Annotated in this window: 17 protein-coding genes; all 17 read left to right on the top strand. The window is 37.1% G+C overall.

What is annotated here, in order from left to right:
- Positions 1-85 precede the first annotated feature (85 nt).
- The 17 genes from CHX27_RS08330 (at position 86) to asnB (ending at position 21,725) form a co-directional block, all read left to right on the top strand.
- On the top strand, positions 86-868 hold the full coding sequence (locus CHX27_RS08330; protein WP_094486307.1) for a polysaccharide biosynthesis/export family protein: 783 nt from the start codon (positions 86-88) through the stop codon (positions 866-868).
- Between the two features lies 1 nt (position 869).
- Entirely contained in the window at positions 870-3,347 is a 2,478-nt protein-coding gene (locus CHX27_RS08325; RefSeq protein WP_094486306.1) for an exopolysaccharide transport family protein, read from the top strand.
- A 64-nt stretch (positions 3,348-3,411) separates the two neighbouring features.
- A complete protein-coding gene (locus tag CHX27_RS08320) occupies positions 3,412-4,392 on the top strand; it encodes an SDR family oxidoreductase (RefSeq protein WP_094486305.1) in 981 nt (326 codons plus the stop codon).
- A gap of 1 nt (position 4,393) precedes the next feature.
- The gene (locus CHX27_RS08315; RefSeq protein ID WP_094486304.1) at positions 4,394-5,665 is read left to right on the top strand and encodes a nucleotide sugar dehydrogenase; all 1,272 of its coding nucleotides are present in this window, start codon (positions 4,394-4,396) and stop codon (positions 5,663-5,665) included.
- A 2-nt stretch (positions 5,666-5,667) separates the two neighbouring features.
- Positions 5,668-7,059 carry a UDP-glucose 6-dehydrogenase gene (locus CHX27_RS08310; RefSeq protein ID WP_094486303.1) on the top strand — a complete coding sequence of 464 codons (1,392 nt, stop codon included), beginning with the start codon at positions 5,668-5,670 and terminating at the stop codon, positions 7,057-7,059.
- On the top strand, positions 7,049-8,074 hold the full coding sequence (gene rfbB, locus CHX27_RS08305; RefSeq protein WP_094486308.1) for a dTDP-glucose 4,6-dehydratase: 1,026 nt from the start codon (positions 7,049-7,051) through the stop codon (positions 8,072-8,074). The genes CHX27_RS08310 and rfbB overlap by 11 nt, the downstream gene beginning before the upstream one ends.
- On the top strand, positions 8,074-9,084 hold the full coding sequence (locus CHX27_RS08300; protein WP_094486302.1) for an NAD-dependent epimerase/dehydratase family protein: 1,011 nt from the start codon (positions 8,074-8,076) through the stop codon (positions 9,082-9,084). The genes rfbB and CHX27_RS08300 overlap by 1 nt, the downstream gene beginning before the upstream one ends.
- 11 nt (positions 9,085-9,095) lie before the next feature.
- Positions 9,096-11,051 carry an acyltransferase family protein gene (locus tag CHX27_RS08295; protein WP_094486301.1) on the top strand — a complete coding sequence of 652 codons (1,956 nt, stop codon included), beginning with the start codon at positions 9,096-9,098 and terminating at the stop codon, positions 11,049-11,051.
- Positions 11,052-12,503: a lipopolysaccharide biosynthesis protein gene (locus CHX27_RS08290; protein ID WP_094486300.1), complete on the top strand. Its 1,452-nt coding sequence runs from the start codon at positions 11,052-11,054 to the stop codon at positions 12,501-12,503.
- Positions 12,504-12,595: 92 nt separating this feature from the next.
- Positions 12,596-13,825, top strand: coding sequence for a UDP-N-acetylglucosamine 1-carboxyvinyltransferase (locus CHX27_RS08285; RefSeq protein ID WP_094486299.1), 1,230 nt, complete (start codon positions 12,596-12,598; stop codon positions 13,823-13,825).
- 6 nt (positions 13,826-13,831) lie between these two features.
- On the top strand, positions 13,832-14,194 hold the full coding sequence (locus CHX27_RS08280) for a hypothetical protein (protein ID WP_133063441.1): 363 nt from the start codon (positions 13,832-13,834) through the stop codon (positions 14,192-14,194).
- A 62-nt stretch (positions 14,195-14,256) separates the two neighbouring features.
- On the top strand, positions 14,257-15,114 hold the full coding sequence (gene murB, locus CHX27_RS08275; RefSeq protein ID WP_094486297.1) for a UDP-N-acetylmuramate dehydrogenase: 858 nt from the start codon (positions 14,257-14,259) through the stop codon (positions 15,112-15,114).
- A 4-nt stretch (positions 15,115-15,118) separates the two neighbouring features.
- A complete protein-coding gene (locus tag CHX27_RS08270; RefSeq protein ID WP_133063440.1) occupies positions 15,119-16,285 on the top strand; it encodes a glycosyltransferase family protein in 1,167 nt (388 codons plus the stop codon).
- Positions 16,285-17,577: a hypothetical protein gene (locus tag CHX27_RS08265; RefSeq protein WP_094486295.1), complete on the top strand. Its 1,293-nt coding sequence runs from the start codon at positions 16,285-16,287 to the stop codon at positions 17,575-17,577. Before CHX27_RS08270 ends, CHX27_RS08265 begins: the two co-directional genes overlap by 1 nt.
- A gap of 4 nt (positions 17,578-17,581) precedes the next feature.
- Positions 17,582-18,700: a polysaccharide deacetylase family protein gene (locus CHX27_RS08260; protein WP_094486294.1), complete on the top strand. Its 1,119-nt coding sequence runs from the start codon at positions 17,582-17,584 to the stop codon at positions 18,698-18,700.
- Positions 18,697-19,842 carry a hypothetical protein gene (locus tag CHX27_RS08255; protein WP_094486293.1) on the top strand — a complete coding sequence of 382 codons (1,146 nt, stop codon included), beginning with the start codon at positions 18,697-18,699 and terminating at the stop codon, positions 19,840-19,842. The genes CHX27_RS08260 and CHX27_RS08255 overlap by 4 nt, the downstream gene beginning before the upstream one ends.
- Positions 19,830-21,725: an asparagine synthase (glutamine-hydrolyzing) gene (gene asnB, locus CHX27_RS08250; protein ID WP_094486292.1), complete on the top strand. Its 1,896-nt coding sequence runs from the start codon at positions 19,830-19,832 to the stop codon at positions 21,723-21,725. The genes CHX27_RS08255 and asnB overlap by 13 nt, the downstream gene beginning before the upstream one ends.
- The last annotated feature ends 2 nt before the right edge of the window (positions 21,726-21,727 follow it).

Below are 21,727 nucleotides of genomic sequence, written 5' to 3'. Positions count from 1 at the left end.
AAATAACATCAAAAATCAATTAATTTAATTTCACCCAACGGGTTCTGTCTTATTCCTTTTATATTTGTTCGCTAAAGACTCATTCATGCGCATTTTCATTGTTTTTGTTTTGGTGTTGTGTTTGCAATCGTGTATTTCTGTAAAGGATATGGTTTATCTGCAGAAAACCGACAATTCGATTGTAAATCCTGTTAATCAAATTAACGACAAGGCTTATAGGCTGCAGAGCAACGACATATTGATGATTAACATCAAGGCGGTAAATCCAGAATTGGTTGCTATTTTTCAACAAAACGATGGTAGTTCGGGCATTGCCACGCAAAGTGAACAAGGCGTTTACTTTAATGGTTTTCCGGTTGATCAGCAGGGAAATATTCGAATTCCGATTGTTGGAAACGTAAACGTTATTGGTTTGACTTTAGATGAAACGCGCTTAAAAATTGAACAAGAATTATTAGATAAATACTTCACAGAACAAGCAAACATTTTTGTGACTGTGAAATTAGCTGGTTTGCGCATTACGGTAAATGGCGAAGTAGGAGCACCCGGAACGGTGGTTCTTTTTCAAGAAAAGGCAAATATTTTAGAAGCGCTTGCCAATGCTGGCGACATTTTAACCACGGGCGATCGAAAGAGTGTGGTTGTCATGCGTCAGTATCCTACAGGTATGGAATTGCATACCATTGATTTAACCGACATCAACGCGCTGCAATCACCGTATTTTTACCTACAACCAAACGATTATATTTATGTAAAGCCCCTACCTCAGAAGTCCTGGGGAACGGGAAAAACAGGTATAGAATCCTTGACATCGATTTTTACTGTCTTAACATTGTTAACAACGGTATTTATTTTAGCGCGAAATTAATATGATAGATCAGTCCGATTTTAACTCCTCTGAATCGCAAATCAGTTTCGATTTTAAGGGATTCCTTATTAAAACGCTCAGCTATTGGAAGTGGTTTTTGCTAAGCTGGGCGATTGCTTTTACGTGGGCTTACCAAGTCAATATCCGAAAGGAGAAAATCTATGCGGTTGACACTACGATTTCTGTGAAAGAAGAGAGTAATCCCTTTTTTACGGCCAACACCAGTTTAGTTTTTAATTGGGGAGGAACTAGCGATCAGGTGCAAACCATCGTTTCGTTGCTAAAGTCGCGTTCGCATAATGAGCTTGTTGTCGATAAATTAGAGTTTTACACGCAATACCTCGAGCAGGGTAAATACAACAAAATTGATGTGTATGGAAGCGCACCTTTTAAAGTTAATATTGATAAAGATAAGCCGCAATTAGCCGACAAAGAAATCAAAATTAAGTTTGTTGACGCGAATTCATATGTAGTTACCATTCCCTTTGAAAATACCACAGCAGCGGCGTATTTGTATAGCAATAAATCGCGAACCGACGTTTCAGTTCCGCAAGGAACCTTTGTTCGCCGATATAAAGTGGGAAGCAAAGTTGTTTTACCATTTTTATCTTGGACGCTTGATATCACTGATATGTCGGGGAACCAAGTTGGAAAAGAATACTTTGTGAGTTTTTCGAATTTTGATGGTGTCGTTGCTAGTTATCAAGGTATTTCGGCCGAGCCCGACGCTAAGGGAGGTTCGATCCTAAAATTGAGCTTACAAGGTCACAATAAAGCACGAATGGTGGATTACTTAAATACTACCGTTCAAATTTTAAAAGAAACACAGTTAGCTGCAAAAAACCAATTCGCTACGAATACGATTAATTTCATTGATAGCACGATGCGCGCGATGGAAGAATCTTTGCGTAAAACAACCGATGAATTAAAGAGTTTTAGTCGCGATAAAAACGTAACAGCGTTGGAACAAGGCGGAGAGTCTATCAGTACAAAACTTACCGAACTCGATTCCGAAAAAGATAAAATTCAGCGCAAGATTGCTTACTTGAGCAACTTATCGTCGTACCTGAAAAAAAGTGTGGATTATTCGAAGTTGCCTTCGCCGTCGGTAGTGGGCATTGAAGATCCAAATATCGTTGTCAATGTCTCAAAGCTGATAACCTTGTCCACGCGACGAGCACAAATGCAGTTTTCGGTAAAAAGCGAGAAGATGTACAGCGATTTTGATGTGGAAATTTCGGCCATAAAGAATGTGTTGTTAGAAAATATTTTGTCTGCGCGTTCAGGCTTAAATTACGACCTAAATTTAGTAAACGCCAAGTTAAATGCAGCCGAATCGGAACTAAAGCAAATACCAGAAGACAAGCAAGATTACCTAAAAATTCAGCGCAAATTTGATTTAGGAAACGAAATATACACCACCTTTTTACAAAAACGAACCGAAGCCAATATTGTTAAAGCGGCAAACGTTTCCGACATTCGGTTCATAGACAACGCCAAAGATGTTGGAGGCGGTTTAATTGGTCCGAAAACCAGTGTAAATTATATACTTGCTTTGTTTTTAGGATTTATAATTCCACTTTTAGGTGTGTTCGGATTATTCTTTGTTAACAACTCTATTCAGAACACCGACGATGTAGCGAAATTAACGACGATTCCGTTGATTGGCGTAATCGGTAAAAAGAAAACAGACAGTAATTTGAGCGTTTTCGAACGTCCAAAGTCGGCCCTTTCAGAATCGTTCCGCGCCATTCGATCATCGTTACAGTTTTTGTACAAACGTCAGAATCTCGCCGGAGCAAAAACATTAATGATTACTTCTTCTATCAGTGGGGAAGGAAAAACGTTTTGTTCAATAAATATTGCCACTGTTTTCGCGTTGAGCGAGAAAAAGACGGTTATCGTAGGTCTCGATTTACGTAAGCCGAAGCTTTTCAATGATTTTAAAGTTTCGAACGACGTTGGTGCTGTAGACTATTTAGTAGGTTTGAAATCATTGGATGAAGTTATTCAGAGAACGGCAATTTCCCATTTAGATATCATTCCTTCGGGTCCTAATCCGCCAAATCCGGCAGAATTAATCATGAGCGATGCGATGACGACGATGCTTATGGAGTTGAAATCGCGCTACGACTATATTGTGTTGGATACGCCGCCTGTTGGTTTGGTTTCCGATGCATTAGAACTTTCACCTTTAGCCGATGTTACTCTGTATGTGGTGCGTCAGAATTTTACGAAAAAAGACATGATTACACTGCTTAACAACCGTCAGAAACGCGGAGAATTGTCGAATGTTAGTATCGTTTTAAACGGATTTGAAAGCAAAGCCAAGTACGGCTATGGCTACGGCTACAATTACGGCTATGGTTATGGTTATGGAAATTATTCGAGCGGTTACCATGAAGATGATAAACCAGAAGGAGTATTTGCTTGGATTCAGAACCTCATAAAGCTAATAAAATCAAAAATCAAGAAATAAGTTAAAACCTTCTTAATTTTAATAGATTATATTTGCGCTGAAAAAAAATTAAAATCCGAAATCTATGTCTACTAACCTACCAAGAATTTTGGTGACGGGTGGCGCTGGTTTTATAGGCTCCAATTTATGTGAGTATTTTCTATCGAAAGGGTATCCGGTCGTTTGCCTGGATAACTTAGCAACTGGGCACAAAAAAAATCTTGACGGATTTATAGAGAATCCCCTTTTTAAATTTATCGAAGGCGATATTCGCAGTTTGGATGATTGTAAGAAAGCAGTTGCTGGTTGCGACTACGTCTTGCATCAGGCTGCATTAGGGTCTGTTCCACGTTCGATTAATGATCCGATTACCAGCAACGATGTAAATGTTGGCGGATTTGTAAATATGTTAGTGGCTGCGCGCGATGCGGGAGTTAAACGATTTGTTTACGCCGCAAGTTCATCGACCTACGGTGATTCGGAGGCGCTTCCCAAAGTCGAAGATAAGATCGGCAAACCGCTTTCTCCTTACGCGATAACAAAGTACGTTAATGAGCTTTACGCCGATATTTTTAGCAGAACATATGGAATTGAAACCGTGGGCTTGCGCTATTTCAACGTTTTTGGTCGCCGGCAAGACCCGAATGGAGCTTATGCAGCGGTGATTCCAAAATTTGTTATGCAGTTTATGAAGCACGAGAGTCCTGTTATAAACGGTGATGGAAATTTCAGCCGCGATTTCACCTACGTGGATAACGTGGTTCAAATGAATGAGCTTGCAATTACAACCAATAATCCTGCTGCTGTAAATACGGTATATAACACAGCATTCGGCGACAGAACAACGCTAAATGATCTGGTGCATTATTTAAAGCATGAGCTTGCGAAGAAAGATTCAAAGATTGGCGAAGTAGAAGTTATTCATGGACCAAATCGAGCTGGCGATATTCCTCATTCGCTCGCAAGCATCGATAAAGCAAAACAATTATTAAATTACAATCCCAAATATTCGTTGCAACAAGGTTTGGCTATTGCTGTAGACTGGTATTGGGAAAACTTAAAATAGTATGAAATTAGCAGTAATTGGTCTTGGCTACGTAGGTTTACCCTTAGCGAGACTATTCGCCACGAAATATAACGTAATTGGATTTGATATCAATACATCTCGAGTTGAGGAGTTGAATTCGGGTATAGATAAAACATTAGAGGTCGAGCAAGAATTACTTAAAAAAGTTCTGGTTGCCAAGAGTCATGCAGGTAGCGGTTTATATTGTTCGGCAGATCTTGCTGATATTCAAGACTGTACAGTTTTCATAGTCACGGTTCCAACGCCTGTTGATAAAAGTAACCGCCCAGATTTAACTCCGCTATATAAGTCTTCGGAAACCGTTGGTAAAGTTCTTAAAAGAGGCGATATCGTAATTTACGAATCCACGGTATATCCTGGGGTTACTGAAGACGAATGCGTTCCGGTTTTAGAACGAATCAGCGGACTAAAGTTTAATGTCGATTTTTTTGCAGGATACAGTCCGGAGCGTATAAATCCTGGTGACAAGGAACATACGGTTGAAAAAATTCTAAAAGTAACCGCGGGTTCGACTCCCGAAATCGGTAAGATTGTTGATGACCTTTACAAAAGCGTTATCACAGCTGGTACGCATTTAGCCCCAACCATTAAAGTTGCCGAAGCGGCCAAAGTAATAGAAAATTCGCAGCGAGATATTAACATCGCATTCGTTAATGAGTTAGCTAAAATATTCAATTTGTTGGGCATCAACACGCACGATGTCTTAGAAGCAGCAGGGACAAAATGGAACTTTCTTCCTTTTAAGCCCGGCTTAGTTGGCGGACATTGCATTGGAGTAGATCCGTATTATTTAGCACAAAAAGCTCAGGAAGTGGGTTATCATCCGGAGATTATACTAGCTGGCCGACGTTTAAACGATAGCATGGGCGAATATGTTGCCTCGCAGGTAGTGAAGCTTATGATTAAAAAAGGGATCACGATTAAAACAGCAAAAGTTCTGATTCTTGGTATAACCTTCAAAGAAAATTGCCCAGATGTAAGAAATACCAGAATTGTTGATGTCTTAGCTGCACTCGAAGACTACGGAATCCAGCTTGATATATACGATCCTTGGGCAGATAGTGATGAGGTAAAACACGAATATGGGTATACGATCCAAAAATCAATTCCTGAAACGCGTTACGATGCGGCTGTACTTGGAGTTGCTCATGCAGAATTTACAAATTTAGACTTAAAAAATATAGTAGCTGAACACGGTGTAATTTACGACGTAAAGGGAATTCTCGGAACTAAAGCAGACGCAAGATTATAAATATGAAAATTAAGAACATTTGTTGTATAGGTGCAGGATACGTTGGAGGTCCTACGATGGCTGTGATAGCGGCAAAGTGCCCGGAGGTAAACGTTACGGTCGTAGATTTAAATGCGGCTCGAATCGATGCTTGGAATGATGCCGACTTGTCTAAACTTCCCGTTTATGAGCCTGGATTAGATAAAATTGTAGAAGAAGCTCGCGGGCGAAATTTATTCTTTTCCACGCAAGTTGAAGAAGCGATTTCAAAAGCTGAAATGATTTTTATTTCAGTAAATACACCAACAAAAACCTATGGATCTGGTAAAGGTCAAGCGGCTGATTTAAAATATATAGAACTTTGTGCACGTCAAATTGCTGCGGTTAGTACTACTAATAAAATTGTTGTCGAAAAATCGACACTTCCTGTTAGAACAGCAGAAGCTATAAAAAGTATTCTAGACAATACTGGAAACGGGGTGCAATTTCAAGTACTATCAAATCCCGAGTTTCTAGCCGAAGGAACTGCTGTAGCCGATTTATTACAGCCTGATCGCGTTTTAATAGGTGGTGAGCAAACTCCGGAAGGTAAGATTGCGATTCAAGCGCTCGTTGATGTATATGCGTCGTGGGTTCCTGCAGAAAAAATTCTAACTACTAATTTATGGTCCTCCGAGCTATCTAAACTTACAGCAAATGCTTTTTTAGCACAGCGCGTTTCTTCGATTAACTCCATTTCTGAACTATGTGAAAAAACAGGTGCAAATGTTTCGGAAGTAGCACGTGCTATTGGGATGGATTCGAGAATTGGTCCTAAGTTTTTAAGTGCTTCCGTAGGTTTTGGTGGATCATGTTTCCAAAAAGATATACTCAATCTCGTTTACATCGCTCGTTCATACGGTTTAGCAGAAGTAGCCGATTATTGGGAGCAGGTGATTTTGATGAATGATCACCAAAAGAACCGATTCGCTAAAAAAATTGTTCGCGAACTTTATAATACCATCTCAGGAAAGAAAATTATTTTCCTAGGTTGGGCATTCAAAAAAGACACAAACGATACGCGCGAGTCAGCGGCAATTTATGTTGCAAATTTATTGCTTCAAGAACAGGCAGAATTAGCTATTTATGACCCGCAAGTATCTGAAAAGCAGATAAAATCAGATTTAACGTTATATACTGATTTAGATGCCGATGTGATAGCAAATCGCGTACATGTGTACAAAAACACCGACAATCTTTTTGAAGCTGCGCACGCGATTGCCGTTCTAACAGAATGGGATGAGTTTAAAACATACGATTGGGCAACAATATACAAGCAAGTTACTAAACCCGCTTTTGTATTTGATGGACGAAACATCTTGTCGAAACATGAATTGATTGAATTTGGCTTTAAATATTTTGCCATTGGAAGCTAATAAAAGAAACATACTCATTACTGGAGGTTGCGGCTTTATCGGTTCGCATGTAGTAAGATTATTTGTCACAAAATATCCTCATTACAATATTTATAATTTAGACGCGCTAACTTACGCGGGGAATCCTGCGAATTTAGAAGACATCGAACAGATGTCCAATTATAAACTTCTGGTTGCAGATATTCGAAATGCTGAGGTTTTAGAACAATTGTTTTCGGAATACAACTTCGATTCCGTAATTCATCTTGCAGCTGAATCTCACGTTGACCGATCCATTACCGATCCATTAGCATTTGTTACAACGAATGTTGTTGGAACCGTAAACCTCTTACATACAGCAAAAAAACATTGGGGTACTGATTTTACCAATAAGCTGTTTTATCACATCAGTACAGACGAGGTATATGGAACTCTTGGCGAGTCTGGATTTTTTACAGAAGAAACAGCCTATGATCCGAATTCACCATACTCGGCTTCAAAAGCTAGTTCCGATCACTTCGTTCGAGCTTACGGCGAAACGTATAAGATGCCTTATGTAATATCAAATTGCTCTAATAATTACGGGCCTAATCAATTTCCGGAAAAGTTAATTCCGCTTTTCATTCAAAATTGCTTAGACAAAAAAAGTTTACCCGTTTATGGCGACGGAAATTACACCCGTGATTGGTTGTACGTAATCGACCATGCTATTGCAATCGATACCATCTTTCATAAGGGAAAAATTTCCGAAACCTATAATATTGGTGGGTTTAACGAATGGAAAAATATCGATCTTGTTCGTTTGTTGTGTAAGCAAGTCGACCAAAAATTAGGAAATCCAGAAGGAACTTCTGAGAAATTAATTACGTTCGTTACAGATCGACCTGGTCACGATTTTCGATATGCAATAGATGCATCAAAAATAAATGCCGAGTTGGGTTGGAAACCTTCGGTAACTTTTGAAGAAGGACTTAGCAAAACAATTGATTGGTATTTGTCGAATCGATTGTGGTTAGAACAAGTAAAAAGTAAATAATGAGAATATTAGTAACTGGTGCCGCTGGATTTATTGGTTTTCATTTATGTAAGCAATTACTCGACTTAGGTCATCAGGTAGTTGGATTAGATAATATCAATGATTATTACCAAACTTCTTTGAAGTACGATCGATTGAAACAACTCGGTATTGAAAATGTTTTAGATAATCAGTTGATAAATAGTACTATTTATTCGGACAGACTTCTATTTATAAAAATTGGTTTGGAAGATGCCGTCGCCTTGGATAAAGTTTTCGAATTGGAATTCGATATTGTTTGTAATCTCGCAGCTCAGGCAGGGGTGCGATACAGCCTGGAAGCTCCGCAGGTTTACGTAGAAAGCAACATCGTTGGGTTCGTTAATTTACTCGAATCTATGAGGAAGCATAACGTTCGGAAGTTGGTTTACGCCAGTAGTTCAAGTGTTTACGGTAACAGTGACGAAGTTCCTTTCAAGACAACGAACAATGTCGATCATCCCATAAGTTTGTATGCCGCTTCTAAAAAAGCTAACGAGCTTATTGCACATACCTACTCGCATTTATTTAAAATAGAAACAATTGGCTTACGATTCTTCACGGTTTATGGACCTTGGGGAAGACCAGATATGGCGATGTTTCTATTTACAGATGCAATTTTGAAAGGGAACCCTATTAATGTATTTAACAACGGTGCGCTATCTAGAGATTTTACTTACATCGACGATATTGTCGCTGGAGTAGTTGCCACACTTATAAAAGAACGGTCGGATAATCAGCTCTACAAAATTTATAATATTGGAAACGGCAGTCCAGTTCAGTTAATGGACTTTATAAGTGCTTTGGAAGAAATAACGGGAATAGAAGCAGAGAAAAATTTCTTGCCGATGCAACCTGGCGATGTCGAGAAAACATGGGCTGATTCTTCTGATTTAGAAACAGATTATCAATATAAGCCTTCGACTCCAGTGAAAGTAGGAGTGAAGCACTTTGTTGACTGGTACAAGCAGTATTACCAAATTCAAAATTAGATTACATCTAAATGAGTTCACTTCGCTATAGACCGGAAATTGACGGATTACGAACAATCGCGGTACTTCCAGTGATTTTTTTTCACTTGGGCTTTTCAGCTATTGCGGGCGGTTTTTATGGCGTAGATGTGTTTTTTGTTATTTCGGGATATCTAATCACTTCTTTATTATTAAAGGATATTCAAAAAGGAAGTTTTTCATTTAAGGAATTTTGGATACGTCGCGTTAAACGGATCATGCCGGCGTTGTTGTTTTTAGTTCTTGTTGTACTCCTTGTTTTTCCATTGCTCATTTTTAAAGGCGATCTAGTTTACCTAGTGAAAGACGCTTTATCAGCCATCTTCTCTTACGCAAACTTTCATGCGTACTTTAGTTTAGGTGATTATTGGGGAAATAAAGCAGAGTCGTCCTCCTTTTTACATGCATGGTCACTTTCTTTGGAAGAACAATTTTATATTGTTTTCCCGCTTTTCTTGTTTTTGCTTCACAAGTATAATTTTTCAACTCGAAAAGGTATTGCTGCTGTCATACTTTTTAGTTTAGTTCTCTACACTTTTGGATATTATTTTAATCCAGATTTAACTTTTTACATGTTGCCGAGCAGAGCTTGGGAATTGGCTTTCGGGGGTATTTTAGCAACCGTTTCAATTGATTCCGAAAAAATTCGACCAGCTATTTCTAACCTGTTAGCAATAGCGGGCTTACTCTTTATCTTGTCCTCTTACTTTTTAACAACAGCCGGTGGAATAAGTATAGTTTCATTTTTTCCCGTTTTAGGAACAGTTTTGATTATATTATTTGCTAAATCAGATCACGGATTAGGGCGTATTTTAAGCACAACTCCCATGGTCTATATCGGAAAACTCTCTTATTCTCTTTACTTATGGCATTGGCCTATTATTGTTTTACTTAAATCGCACTTGAAATTCCAAATTGCAGAGGAAACTGCAATAATTTCTGCGTTAGCTCTCACCATCCTTTTCTCTTTAATTTCCTACTATTTTATCGAAACAAAAACAAGAACATCGGCAAAAGGAATACAATTTGTACTAGTACTCTTGATTGCGAACGTTTCGATAGCCGCTTTTTTAAATTACGGAGTAGTTAAGGAATATAAATCAGATTTTGATCAAGTGGTTTTTTATGGTTTACAGTACGACATCACGCCAAAAATTGCGCCTGTTTCAGACGAAAATAAGACCAAACGTTTAGGGGTGTTCGCACCCGAACGAGATAATAAATTTAAAGAAGCCTATAAAAAGGGAGGAATCATCTTTGGAGATTCTAGTTCGACTCCGAAAATAATTGTGTTAGGCGATTCTCATGGCGCGATGTGGGGAAAAACACTTCACGACATAGCAAACGAACTTGGTGTTTCCATAAGTTTTTACACAGCTGTTGGAAATCCGCCTTTTTTTAAGATAGGAGAAAGTCAACAAAAAGGCAATAAAGGTTTTTCAGCCGAACAAAGATCCGCTTATGCAAATAATTTTTTACAATCACTAAAACTGTGGAAACCTGATTTTTTAGTGATTTCCTGTCGATGGGATTCCATGGACGACGAGAAGTGGAGCGATTTTTATGCTCTATTAAATTACACCAAAACGATTGGAATCAAAGTTGTTATTTTAAACCAGCCGCCGGTAATCGACATTATTGGCGATAGAAATTCAGCGCAATACCTTTCATACTTAAAATTTAAACCTAAAAGTTTAGGTCCGGGGTATCTACCTCTGTTGGATTCTGAAGCGGTTCTAAAAGCAAATGCTACTATTTTTAGAATAAATGAAAAATATAAAAATGTAGTGGTCGTGGATATTTATCGAACGTATAGAAAATCCGATAGCGCACTCGTTAGTAACGGCAGAAAAATTTTGTATTACGATGATGACCATCTAAGTTATGATGGTACTCAATTATTGAAAGACGAAATTCTTAAAGTCTTAAAAATGCAAAAATTACAGTAGATGGAAACGAACTTGCATAAGAAGTCGAAAGTTGGTCTCATCTGGGATTTGGGAGGCTCGTTTACACGTCAGTTTGTTACGTTCTTTATTTCAATTGTCTTAGCACGACTTTTATCCCCAGCCGAATTCGGTACTATTGCGATGGCCATGGTTTTTGTATCTATAACGCAAGTATTTATAGATGTTGGATTTACGCAAGGATTAATTCAAAAGCAAGATACTAAAGACATTACGTATTCTTCTATATTTTATATAAACCTTCTTATAAGTCTGTTTTTTAGCGGCCTAATTGTTTTAGCCGCTCCCTTTATTGGTGATTTTTACGATCAAGAGAAAGTTACGAACTTATTGTTTTTATTAGCGGTAATTCCACCGATTGCCGCATTGGGGAAAGTGCATTCCGCGATCTTAATGAAAAGATTAGATCTTAGAAGTTTAAATATTAGAGATGTTCTAGCTACAATGCTCGGTGGTGCAGTAGGTGTTACCGCTGCTTATCTAGATTTTGGCGTGTATAGTCTTGCTTTTCAGCAAATTACGACCGTGTGTATGTCTACATTGCTACTATGGTTCTCTTCTAAGTGGAAACCTAAACTTGAGTATTCGAACGATGAGGTTAAGGGATTACTCGGTTTTTCAAGTTTTGTATTTTTTGACGACCTCATGCGTCAAATATTCAATCGAATAGAAATTGTATTTATCGGTAAAATGTTCTCTCCAACGATACTTGGTTTTTACACGCGAGCGGAGTCGTTTTCTACACAAATTAAATCATATTCTACAGAGAGTTTACGCAAAGTAATGTTTCCACTTTTCAGCGCATTACAGCACGATGAAAACAAAATTAATACAACATATTTACGGGTTTTTAAATTAGCATCCAGCCTGAATTTTTTTTTGGTAGGAGGTATTTACTTTATATCAAAAGAAGTTATTGTAGGCTTAATGGGAGTTAAGTGGTATCAAAGTGTTGTGTTTTTTAAAATACTAATCTTTATAGCGCTTATAAGCCCGCAAGTCGCTTTGATGGATAAGTTAATCTTGGCGAAAGGTTTTGCTAAAGTGAAATTCAAAATGGGAGTTTTTCAGAGATTTTTAAAAATCGTCCCGCTTCTCATAGGGTATTTTTACGGTATTTTTTACTTCTCCGTAAGCTTTACTATTTCAACGTATATCGTCTTTTTTGCTTATATGTGGCTTATCTATAACAAGCTAAACATTTCCATTTTAGATCAACTAAAGAGTTTCTTTACTCCAAGTATACTATTACTAGTAAGTATTGTAGCTTTTGAGTTTCTGAAGCCGCCTTATAGTGGTTGGTATTTTGCGATAGCATTCACCATTATTAATTTTATTTATTTGAAAATGATAAGAAACGAAGGATACTATTTTCTTCTGGGATTATTAAATAAGGGAAAGGCAGTTCTTTTTAGAAAAAGAAGTGCAACCTAATCAGATTTTTAATATTACGGTATTAATTTATAACAGATTAAAAAAATATGTGTTTAAATTGCAACTAATTGCAGGTCAAATAATCTAACAATATGACATTAATTGTATCAAAAACAAGGCTAAGAGGCAACGTTAAATTAAGTGGAGCGAAAAATAGTTCACTACGTTTGCTAGCGGCATCGCTACTTACTGAAGACACCCTTCATCTTACAAATTTTCCAAATGGATTACTAGATATTGAGATTCACCTAAAAATGCTCACTGCTCTAGGAAAGGTTGTAAAAACAGAAAGCGACACGGCGACGATTAGTGTTGGTGAAGAGAAAATTAAAACACAACTTATCTGGGACGAGCGGTCTATCAGAAATACGCTACTTATTTTAGGAGCATTAACTGCACGATATGGAGAAGGACGGGTGCCGCTGCCTGGCGGTTGTAAATTAGGTGAACGTAAGTACGACCTTCATGTAATGCTACTCGAAAAATTAGGAGCTACGGTCTGGGAAGAAGGCGATTATTTGTGTGCAAAGGCAAATAAGGGCCGTTTACAAGCAAATGAAATTCACTTACCCTTAAGGAGTACGGGAGCAACTGAAAATACTATAATTGCCGCCTCGTTAGCATCGGGAAAAACAACATTGTTTAATCCGCATATACGTCCAGAAATTATGGACTTGATAGATATGCTATCAAAAATGGGAGCGAAAATTAAAGTTTTTGGACAGAAATGCATTGAAATCGAGGGCGTTGAAACACTTTCAGGAACAAGTCATGCCGTAATCCCAGATAATATGGAAGCACTAACATGGGCAATTGGTTCCGTTATAACAAACGGAGAAGTTGAAATTGAGAACTTTCCGTATGAACACCTAGAAGTGCCGCTTGTTTATCTTCGCGAAAGCGGAATGAAATTTTACCGAGGTGAATCCAGCTTAATAGTGAAGGGCGGAACACCGTATCCTGTTGAAATTAGTACAGGTCCTTACCCTGGAATCAATTCAGATATGCAACCTTTGTTTGCTGTTTATGGAGCTATGTCGCAAGGGGAGACAAAAATTGTTGATTTGCGCTTTCCCGGACGCTATGCCTATGCAGAAGAATTAGCGAAAATTGGAGTTTCTTCACGAGTAGAAGGAGATATGTTAGTGATTAATGGTGGAAATCCGATAAAAGCAGGGGTAGTAAGAGCCTTAGATTTGCGTGCTGGAATTGCATTACTACTTGCAGGAATGACATCTGACGAACAAATAACAATCGAAGACGATTGGCAAATTTATAGAGGTTACGAAAATTTAGAGTTAAAACTTGCTAATTTAAAATAATCATCTTTGAACTTATTTTCAATAATTCAATCCGACTTGAAGCATTACCGGGCAACTGGTTTTACGAAATTTTTATTGGTTGTTATCTTTAATCAATCCTTTCGATTGTTGTTAAATTATCGGTTGGGAAATTATTTGGCGCAACGCCGAAATTTTATCTATAACTTACTAATTTTATTTTTAAAGAGACGACAAATCAGAAGGTATTCCTGCGATATTGCTTACAGCGCGAAAATTGGAAAGAATATAAGTTTTCCACATCCTATTGGAATTGTAATTGGAACAAATACCGAAATAGGCGACTATGTAATGATTTGGCAACACGTAACTTTTGGAAGCAAAGGCGCTGAATCAAAAGTGTACCCATAGATTGGTAACCCCGCTCGAATCATTAATTCCACTAACAACACAAACTAAAATTGTAAAAAGTAATGATAGTAGTTCCTCATCACGATCTCACTGAGTTTAATAGTTATAGAATAAAAGCGTTCTGTAAAACAGCGTATTTCCCGGAGAATGTCGAAGATTTTGTAGCTTTATTTTCTAATCAATCCGAAACACGACACATCATAGGAGGAGGCTACAACATTATTTTGTCAAAATCATATTACGAAGAGGAATTTATTATTGTAGACGAGCATTTTTCAAAAATTGAATTGGAAGCGGACAACACTATTATGTGTGAAGCTGGAGTTAGCACCATTCAAATGAGTGAGTTCGCCTTGGCAAATAGCCTATCTGGAGTTGAAATTTTCTACGATATCCCGAGTTCGATTGGTGGCGCTGTAGTGATGAATGCAGGAGCAAGCGGAGAAGAAATAAAAGATGTTCTAGTAAAAGTTTTATACCTAGACTTGAAAACTTTAGAGTTGAAAGTAATCCACAAAGATGAAATTAATTTTCAATATCGAAATAGCATTTTCCAAAAAGAAGGAGGGAAAATTGTCTTGAAAGCATGGTTGAAATTACAACCATCTGATTATGATAGCATTCGAAATAAAATGGATTCTGTAAAAGAGGCTCGTTGGGCAAAACAACCAAAAGAGTTTCCGAATGCGGGTAGCGTATTTAAACGTCCACCCGGTTTTTACGTCGGACCGATGATCGACGAATTGCAACTGAAAGGTTTTAGAATTGGAGGAGCAGAAGTTTCTAAAAAACACGGGGGGTTTATTGTTAATGTTGGAAATGCTACTGGAGCGGATATACTAGGAGTAATAGAACACGTTAAATCAAAGGTTTTGGAGCGATTTGGTGTAGATTTGGAGATTGAACAACGAATTATATAAAAATATGAATATACTATTTTTAATTTCCAATTATGGTGGAAATGGTGTTGGCGGACACTTTCATTCATTAAATCAAATAAGCCAGCAAGTGGCAAATGATAATGAGGTTAAAGTTATATCAATTGGAAGTAAAGCAAGCCCAGTTATTACAAGTAATTCGCATTTTCATAGTCATATACAAACATCAAAAGGATTCAAAGGAATATCAAAAGTTAATAGCGAATTAAAAAAAGTTGCGCTTACATTTAAGCCTGATGTTGTTCACTGTTTCGATACCGAATCATTGAATAAAGTGCTCTTATTACCTGCGTTATTTCATTTACCTATCGTCTTAAATAAATGCGGTGGTAGAAATCCAATTGGTGCTGATTATCAGCATGCCGATGGAATCGTTGTTTTTAGTGTAGAAAATCTAGATTGGTTTGCAAGCAATAGTCGTTACAATCAAAAGAATATTTTTTTAATACCGAACCGTGTTCAAAAACTTACTGTCCTAAAGGAAGATCAGAGACAGGAACAAAAAGTAACTAATTCAATTAATTTTTTAAGGATCTCTAGACTTGGAGGTGCTTACGAAAAAACTCTAGGGGATACCTTTAATTTACTGACGGATTTAAAAAGCTCGTTTAAAGTTAATCTTTTTGTAGTGGGTAAAGTTCAGGATAAAGCGCGTTTTGAAGCCTTAGAAAGAAAAGGTAGTCAAATAGGTGTAGAAATTAGTTATATCACTGATGAACGGGCGTACAAAGCGTCTGATTTCATCTACCTAGCCGATTTCGCTATTGGAACAGGTCGTAGTTTTATGGAGGCTGCGTCTTTAGGAATTCCGACTCTAGCACCTGTTGCAAATGCTAGTGTACCCATTTTAGTCACTAAAAACAACTTTCAGCATTTTCTTAAATTCAATTTTTCCGAGCGTACAATCTTACCTCAAGAATTAGTTTTCGAGAGTGAGACATTTTTGAAAGAAGTTTTAGCTGATAGAACTTTATACATGCAAGTTCAACAACAGACTTTAGAATTATTTCAAAATTACTTTGGGACAGATTTAATAGCTTCCAAATATCAAGAAGTCTATCATCACGTTACTTCCAGTAAAAACACTCGCTGGAGTTTAGTTAAGAAGAATTACAAGTACCTCCTAAAATACTTAATTTTAAAAAGGTCTTGATGAATACAATTGAGAGGCAAAATCGTGGTGTTTTATATTTATTGACTTTTATCAGTCCCTTACTAGGTTTTTATGTAGGCATAAAAAACCTGAACAGAAAAGGGAAACTGGCAATTTTTACTCTTTTCGGCGGTCTCTATGGATTTACGATAAATCTTAAAGAAGGATCGGATGGAGCAACTCATGCTCAAAATTTAAAAGAATTCTACGATATTACTATCTCTGATTTTTTTCAAAAATTAATTTCGATTATCCTATTAAAACCTTTAGATGATAGTGCTACAGACTTCTACATTCTAACAATTTATTCCATCGCGGGAGGATTATTTCAAAGCCCGATAGTGCTTTTTTTAATAGTTGGGCTAGTTTTCGGATATTTTTATGGCAGCGCTGTATTAAAGGTTGTCAATCTTGAAGGAGTGGAGAAAGTGAGCGGAATAATTATCTTGTTAATCATCACATTCGCAATTCACAGAAGTTACGATACGATGCAAAGTATCCGTTCTTGGACTGGAATGTGGGTTTTGTTTAATGGTGTGTTCAGTTTTTACCAAACAAAACAAAAGAAGTTTTTAGCTCTTGCATTATTATCTACATTTTTCCATTTTATGTACTTTATCGTTGTAATTCCTGTAATCTTGGCATTTTTACTAAAATCGGTAAATAAGTACTTTTTCATCCTTATATATTTAGTTTCCTTCGCCACTAATGTCAATACAATCGCAATTTCTGAACAAGCATCGCAGTCTGATTTAACAAGAACAAAACTAAATTCTTACTACAGGGTAAACAAAGGAGTCGCCTTTGATCCGGTACTTGATAGAATACAAAAGTCTGAGTCTGTCTGGTATCTTAAATATGGAAAAACTGAATCGGTGTTTTATGGTACTATTTATTTCATTTTTTTTCTGATAGCTTTTAAAATGCTCGATAAGTCTGTTTTGACAGAAGTCGAATATGGCTTGGCAATAACAGCAATTTTAATAGCTACAACTGCTAACTTTGGTAGCTTTATATACACATTTTACAGTAGGACAATGGCAAATGCAGCAACCTTCATTCTAGCAGTAATCGTCTTGCTTGCTATCAGAGGTCAATTTAGTTTAACTGCTTCCACAGCAAGAAAAAGATTTTTTGTTGGTGTTGGAATATTAATATTCTTTCCTAAGATGGTTTATTTTGTATCTAACTTTTTGATTATGACAAGTTTTTATACAATTGTAGCGCCAGTTACAGTGCTTTTTGCCGATGAAACTTATTCCATCAGAGATGTAATTGATTTAATTTTATAAAAATATGATCAAAAAATTTTCAAAGATAATAGCTAATCTACCAGGTTTTCTCACCACTAAAAAGATTGTAGTTTTAGAATCAGACGACTGGGGAAGCATCAGGATGCCTTCTTCCAAATCTTACGACAACTTAATTGCCGCAGGTTTTGATCTTGGGAGTGGTGCCGGGGGTAGATACAATAAATACGACACTTTAGCTTCTAAACAAGATTTAGAGGCTCTGTTCGAATGCTTATCATCTGTTAAAAATTCACGTGGAGAATCTGCAAAATTAACTGCTGTAAGCCTCGTAGCAAATCCAGATTTTGTTAAGATTAGAGAATCTGGATTCTCTAATTATTATTATGAGCCTTTCACTACCACCTTGAAACGATATGGAAAAGAAGACGCTTTCCCGTTATGGAAACAAGGTTTTGATGCGGGAGTTTTTGTTCCTGAATTCCATGGCCGTGAGCATTTGAATATATCTTCATGGATGAGAGCATTGCAGGATCATGATCATGAAGCACGGACCGCCTTCGATGAAGGTCTGTGGGGTTACAACATTACTTCGAATAAAAGAATTAAAACTTTTCAAGCGGCATTCGATTTAGAATTCAATTCAGACTTAGCTACTCAAATGGAAGTTATCGAAGATGGATTAAAACTATTTGAAGAAATTCATGGTAGAAAAGCTCGATTCTTCGTACCACCTAATGGACCTATTAACGACTCATTGTTAACTGTCGCTGCGAAGTGTGGAATTGAGTATGTATCAACATCGAAGGTGCACGCCGAAGTGTTGGGCGAAGGAAGAATAAAAAAACATTATCGATATATCGGTATGCGTAATAGTAGTAAACAAACGTATCTTACTAGGAATGCATTTTTTGAACCGACAGCGGCTAAAGGCGACGAAATAGGTAAGTGTCTGGACGATATTAATTTGGCATTCACTTGTTTTAAACCCGCAATAATAAGTACGCATCGAGTTAACTTTATCGGCGGTCTTAATGAAGAAAACAGAAACAACTCACTCGACAGCCTGAAACAGCTCTTGAGACGAATAGTCAAAAAATGGCCGGATGTAGAGTTTATGACCTCAACAGAATTAGGGGATTACATACAAAGCAAAAAGTCATGATAAACAAGCTAAAAGACACGACAATTTCTTCAGCAATCAATTTTTTAGGAGAAAAAATACGGGCTAAAGTTATCGTTTTTGAAAGTGATGATTGGGGAAGCACTCGTATGTATTCAAAGGATGCTTACAATAATTTGTTAAAACGCGGTTATAAAGTTGATTTATGTCCCTACAACAGAAATGACCGTATTGAAAATGATTCGGATATTACCGAACTTGCAAATGTGTTGCTTAGCCGAAAAGATAGTCGTGGGAATCATCCGATTTTTACGATGAATCAAATAGTTTGTAATCCAGATTTTAATAAGATAAAACAGTCAGATTATTCAAAGTACTACTACGAGACATTTGATCAAACCTTAGGTCAATATAATGATTCAAAAAATACGCTCATGCTAATGAAGCAAGGTGTTGATGAGAAAATTTTTTGCATGCAGCTTCACGGTCGCGAACACATTAATTTGACTTCTTGGTTTAAGAAGTTGCGAAATCGAGAGCCAGCTGCCATGGCTGCATTCGAAAACAATATGTTCTCGGTTACGAAAACAGGTGTTGTTAGTGGAAAATCCGACAATCTAGACGCTTTCGGGCAGGAGTTATTGATCAGTGATACGCACAACTTTGAGCAAATTATCTCTCAAGCACAACAAATTTTTAAAAATACTTGGGGCTATCATTCGCGATCTTTTATAGCTCCTTGCTACACTTGGCATCCCAATCTTGAGTTGATTTGTAAAACGAATGGAATTGACTTCATTCAAGGCAGCACTGTACAACGAATTCCAATTGAATCGCGAAAAGCTTACAAAAAAAAATATCATTATACTGGACAACAAAACGCATTAAAACAGAGGTATTTAGTGCGAAATGTTTCTTTTGAACCTACTGAAAAGTACTCTGAAAACGTCGTTGAAAATGCGTTAAAACAAATTGAAAGAGCATTTAGATTTAGAACTCCAGCTATAATAAGTTCACATCGTTTAAACTACATTGGTTCTTTACAGCCAAAAAACCGAGAAAAGAACCTTGTCTTACTCAATAATTTACTCGAGAAAATCTTAAAAAAATGGCCAGACGTTGTTTTCTTAAGCACTGTCGAGTTGGGTCAAATGATAAATAAAGAACAACTATGTGCGGAATAACAGGATTTATTGGCAATAACAGACACTTTACAGTAGAAGTTCTAGATCAAATGGTTGGTCAATTGAATCATCGCGGTCCTGATGATAAAGGGGTTGAATTATATAAAATTAAAGATCACTTAGTTATAGGTTTTGCACAAGCACGTCTTTCAATTATTGACTTAACTTCAAACGGACATCAGCCGATGGCATTTGAGCAGCTGAATTGCGTGTTTAATGGTGAGATTTACAATCATGAAGAAATAAAAGCAGAACTTGAAAATCTAGGACATGTCTTTAAAACAAAGAGTGATACAGAAGTAATCTTACACAGTTTTTTGGAGTGGGGCACTAAATGTGTTCACAGATTTATTGGCATGTTTGCGATAGTAATTCACGATTATTCTACAGGGAATGTCTATTTTATGAGAGACAGAGCTGGAGTTAAACCGTTATTTATTTATCAAAAAGATAATGTTTTATTATTTGCCTCAGAGATTAAAGCGTTTCATAAGTTCCCCGATTTTGATAAAACTTTGTCTGAATCAGCCGTTACCGCTTTTTTTGATTTTGGTTACGTCCCTACGCCTTATTGCATTTTTAAATATGTCAGAAAAATTGAAGCCGGCAGTTTAGAGATTTTAAACACGGAAACATTAACGTTCACAGTTGAACAGTACTGGAAAATAAACACATTTTATGACAAACCTAAATTAGATTTAAGTTATCAAGAAGCTAAAAATCATACACATGAATTGCTAGTTTCAGCTTGTAATTACCGCATGGTTGCAGATGTTCCCGTGGGAGTTTTTCTCAGCGGGGGATATGACAGTACCTCTGTAGCAGCGATATTGCAAAGTAACAGAGATCAAAAGCTTAAAACATTTACGATAGGTTTTCAGGAGGGTAATAATGAGGCTCCTTTTGCAAAGGAAATTGCCAAACATATAGGAACCGATCATCATGAACTTTATTGTACGACAAGGGAAGCGCAGGAAATTATACCGGAATTGCCCTTTTTTTACGATGAGCCTTTTGCTGATAGTTCCGCTATACCTACAATGCTAGTGAGTGCTTTCGCTAAAAAACAGGTAACTGTTGCTTTGAGTGCTGACGGAGGTGATGAAATTTTTGCGGGATATACAATATATCGCAAGCACGACAAAACAATGAAAAGTGTGGCCTTAATCCCTAATTTCATCAAACCGTTGTTAAGAACTTCTTTTTCTATGGCTTCTACACTTGTTCCCGCTTCAAAGTCGAAGTTAAAGCATCAGTTGAAAGGGTTCGGATCTGCCGTGCATCAAAACAATCTGCAATTTGCTAATCAATTGTACAAAAATCAGCTATCACTACCTGTACACATCCGGAATAGTTTTTTAAAAAAGCAGGCTAGTTCGCTAAAAACTGCTTTCGATGATCAATTTAATGATGAAATGGCAGTTGCTGAGATGCAAATGATGATCGATTTTAACACTTATCTGCAAAATGATATTTTAGTAAAAGTTGATAGAGCAACCATGTCGGTTTCGTTAGAAGGCCGTGAGCCGTTATTGGATCACAGATTGATAGAGTTTGCCGCTCAGCTTCCACTGCATTATAAATTTGACAACGAACGGTCGAAAAAGATATTGAAAGATATTGCTCATCAATATGTTCCTGAAACGTTAATGGACCGCCCAAAAACAGGTTTCTCGATCCCAATAGCTAGATGGCTGCGAAAAGATCTGACGTTTCTACTTGATGAATTTTTATCAGACAAAGCACTAGCACAATCAGGATTGTTCAACGTCCCATTCGTGTCTGAATGCATAAAAGATTACAGGAAAAATAAATTTCATCACACCACATTTATATGGAAATTACTTATGTTTCAGATGTGGTATGCCAAATGGATGTCGTGATT

It is taken from the genome of Flavobacterium aurantiibacter (assembly GCF_002251775.1).
GTDB lineage: Bacteria > Bacteroidota > Bacteroidia > Flavobacteriales > Flavobacteriaceae > Flavobacterium > Flavobacterium aurantiibacter.
This window is presented reverse-complemented; position numbering and strand designations above follow the sequence as displayed.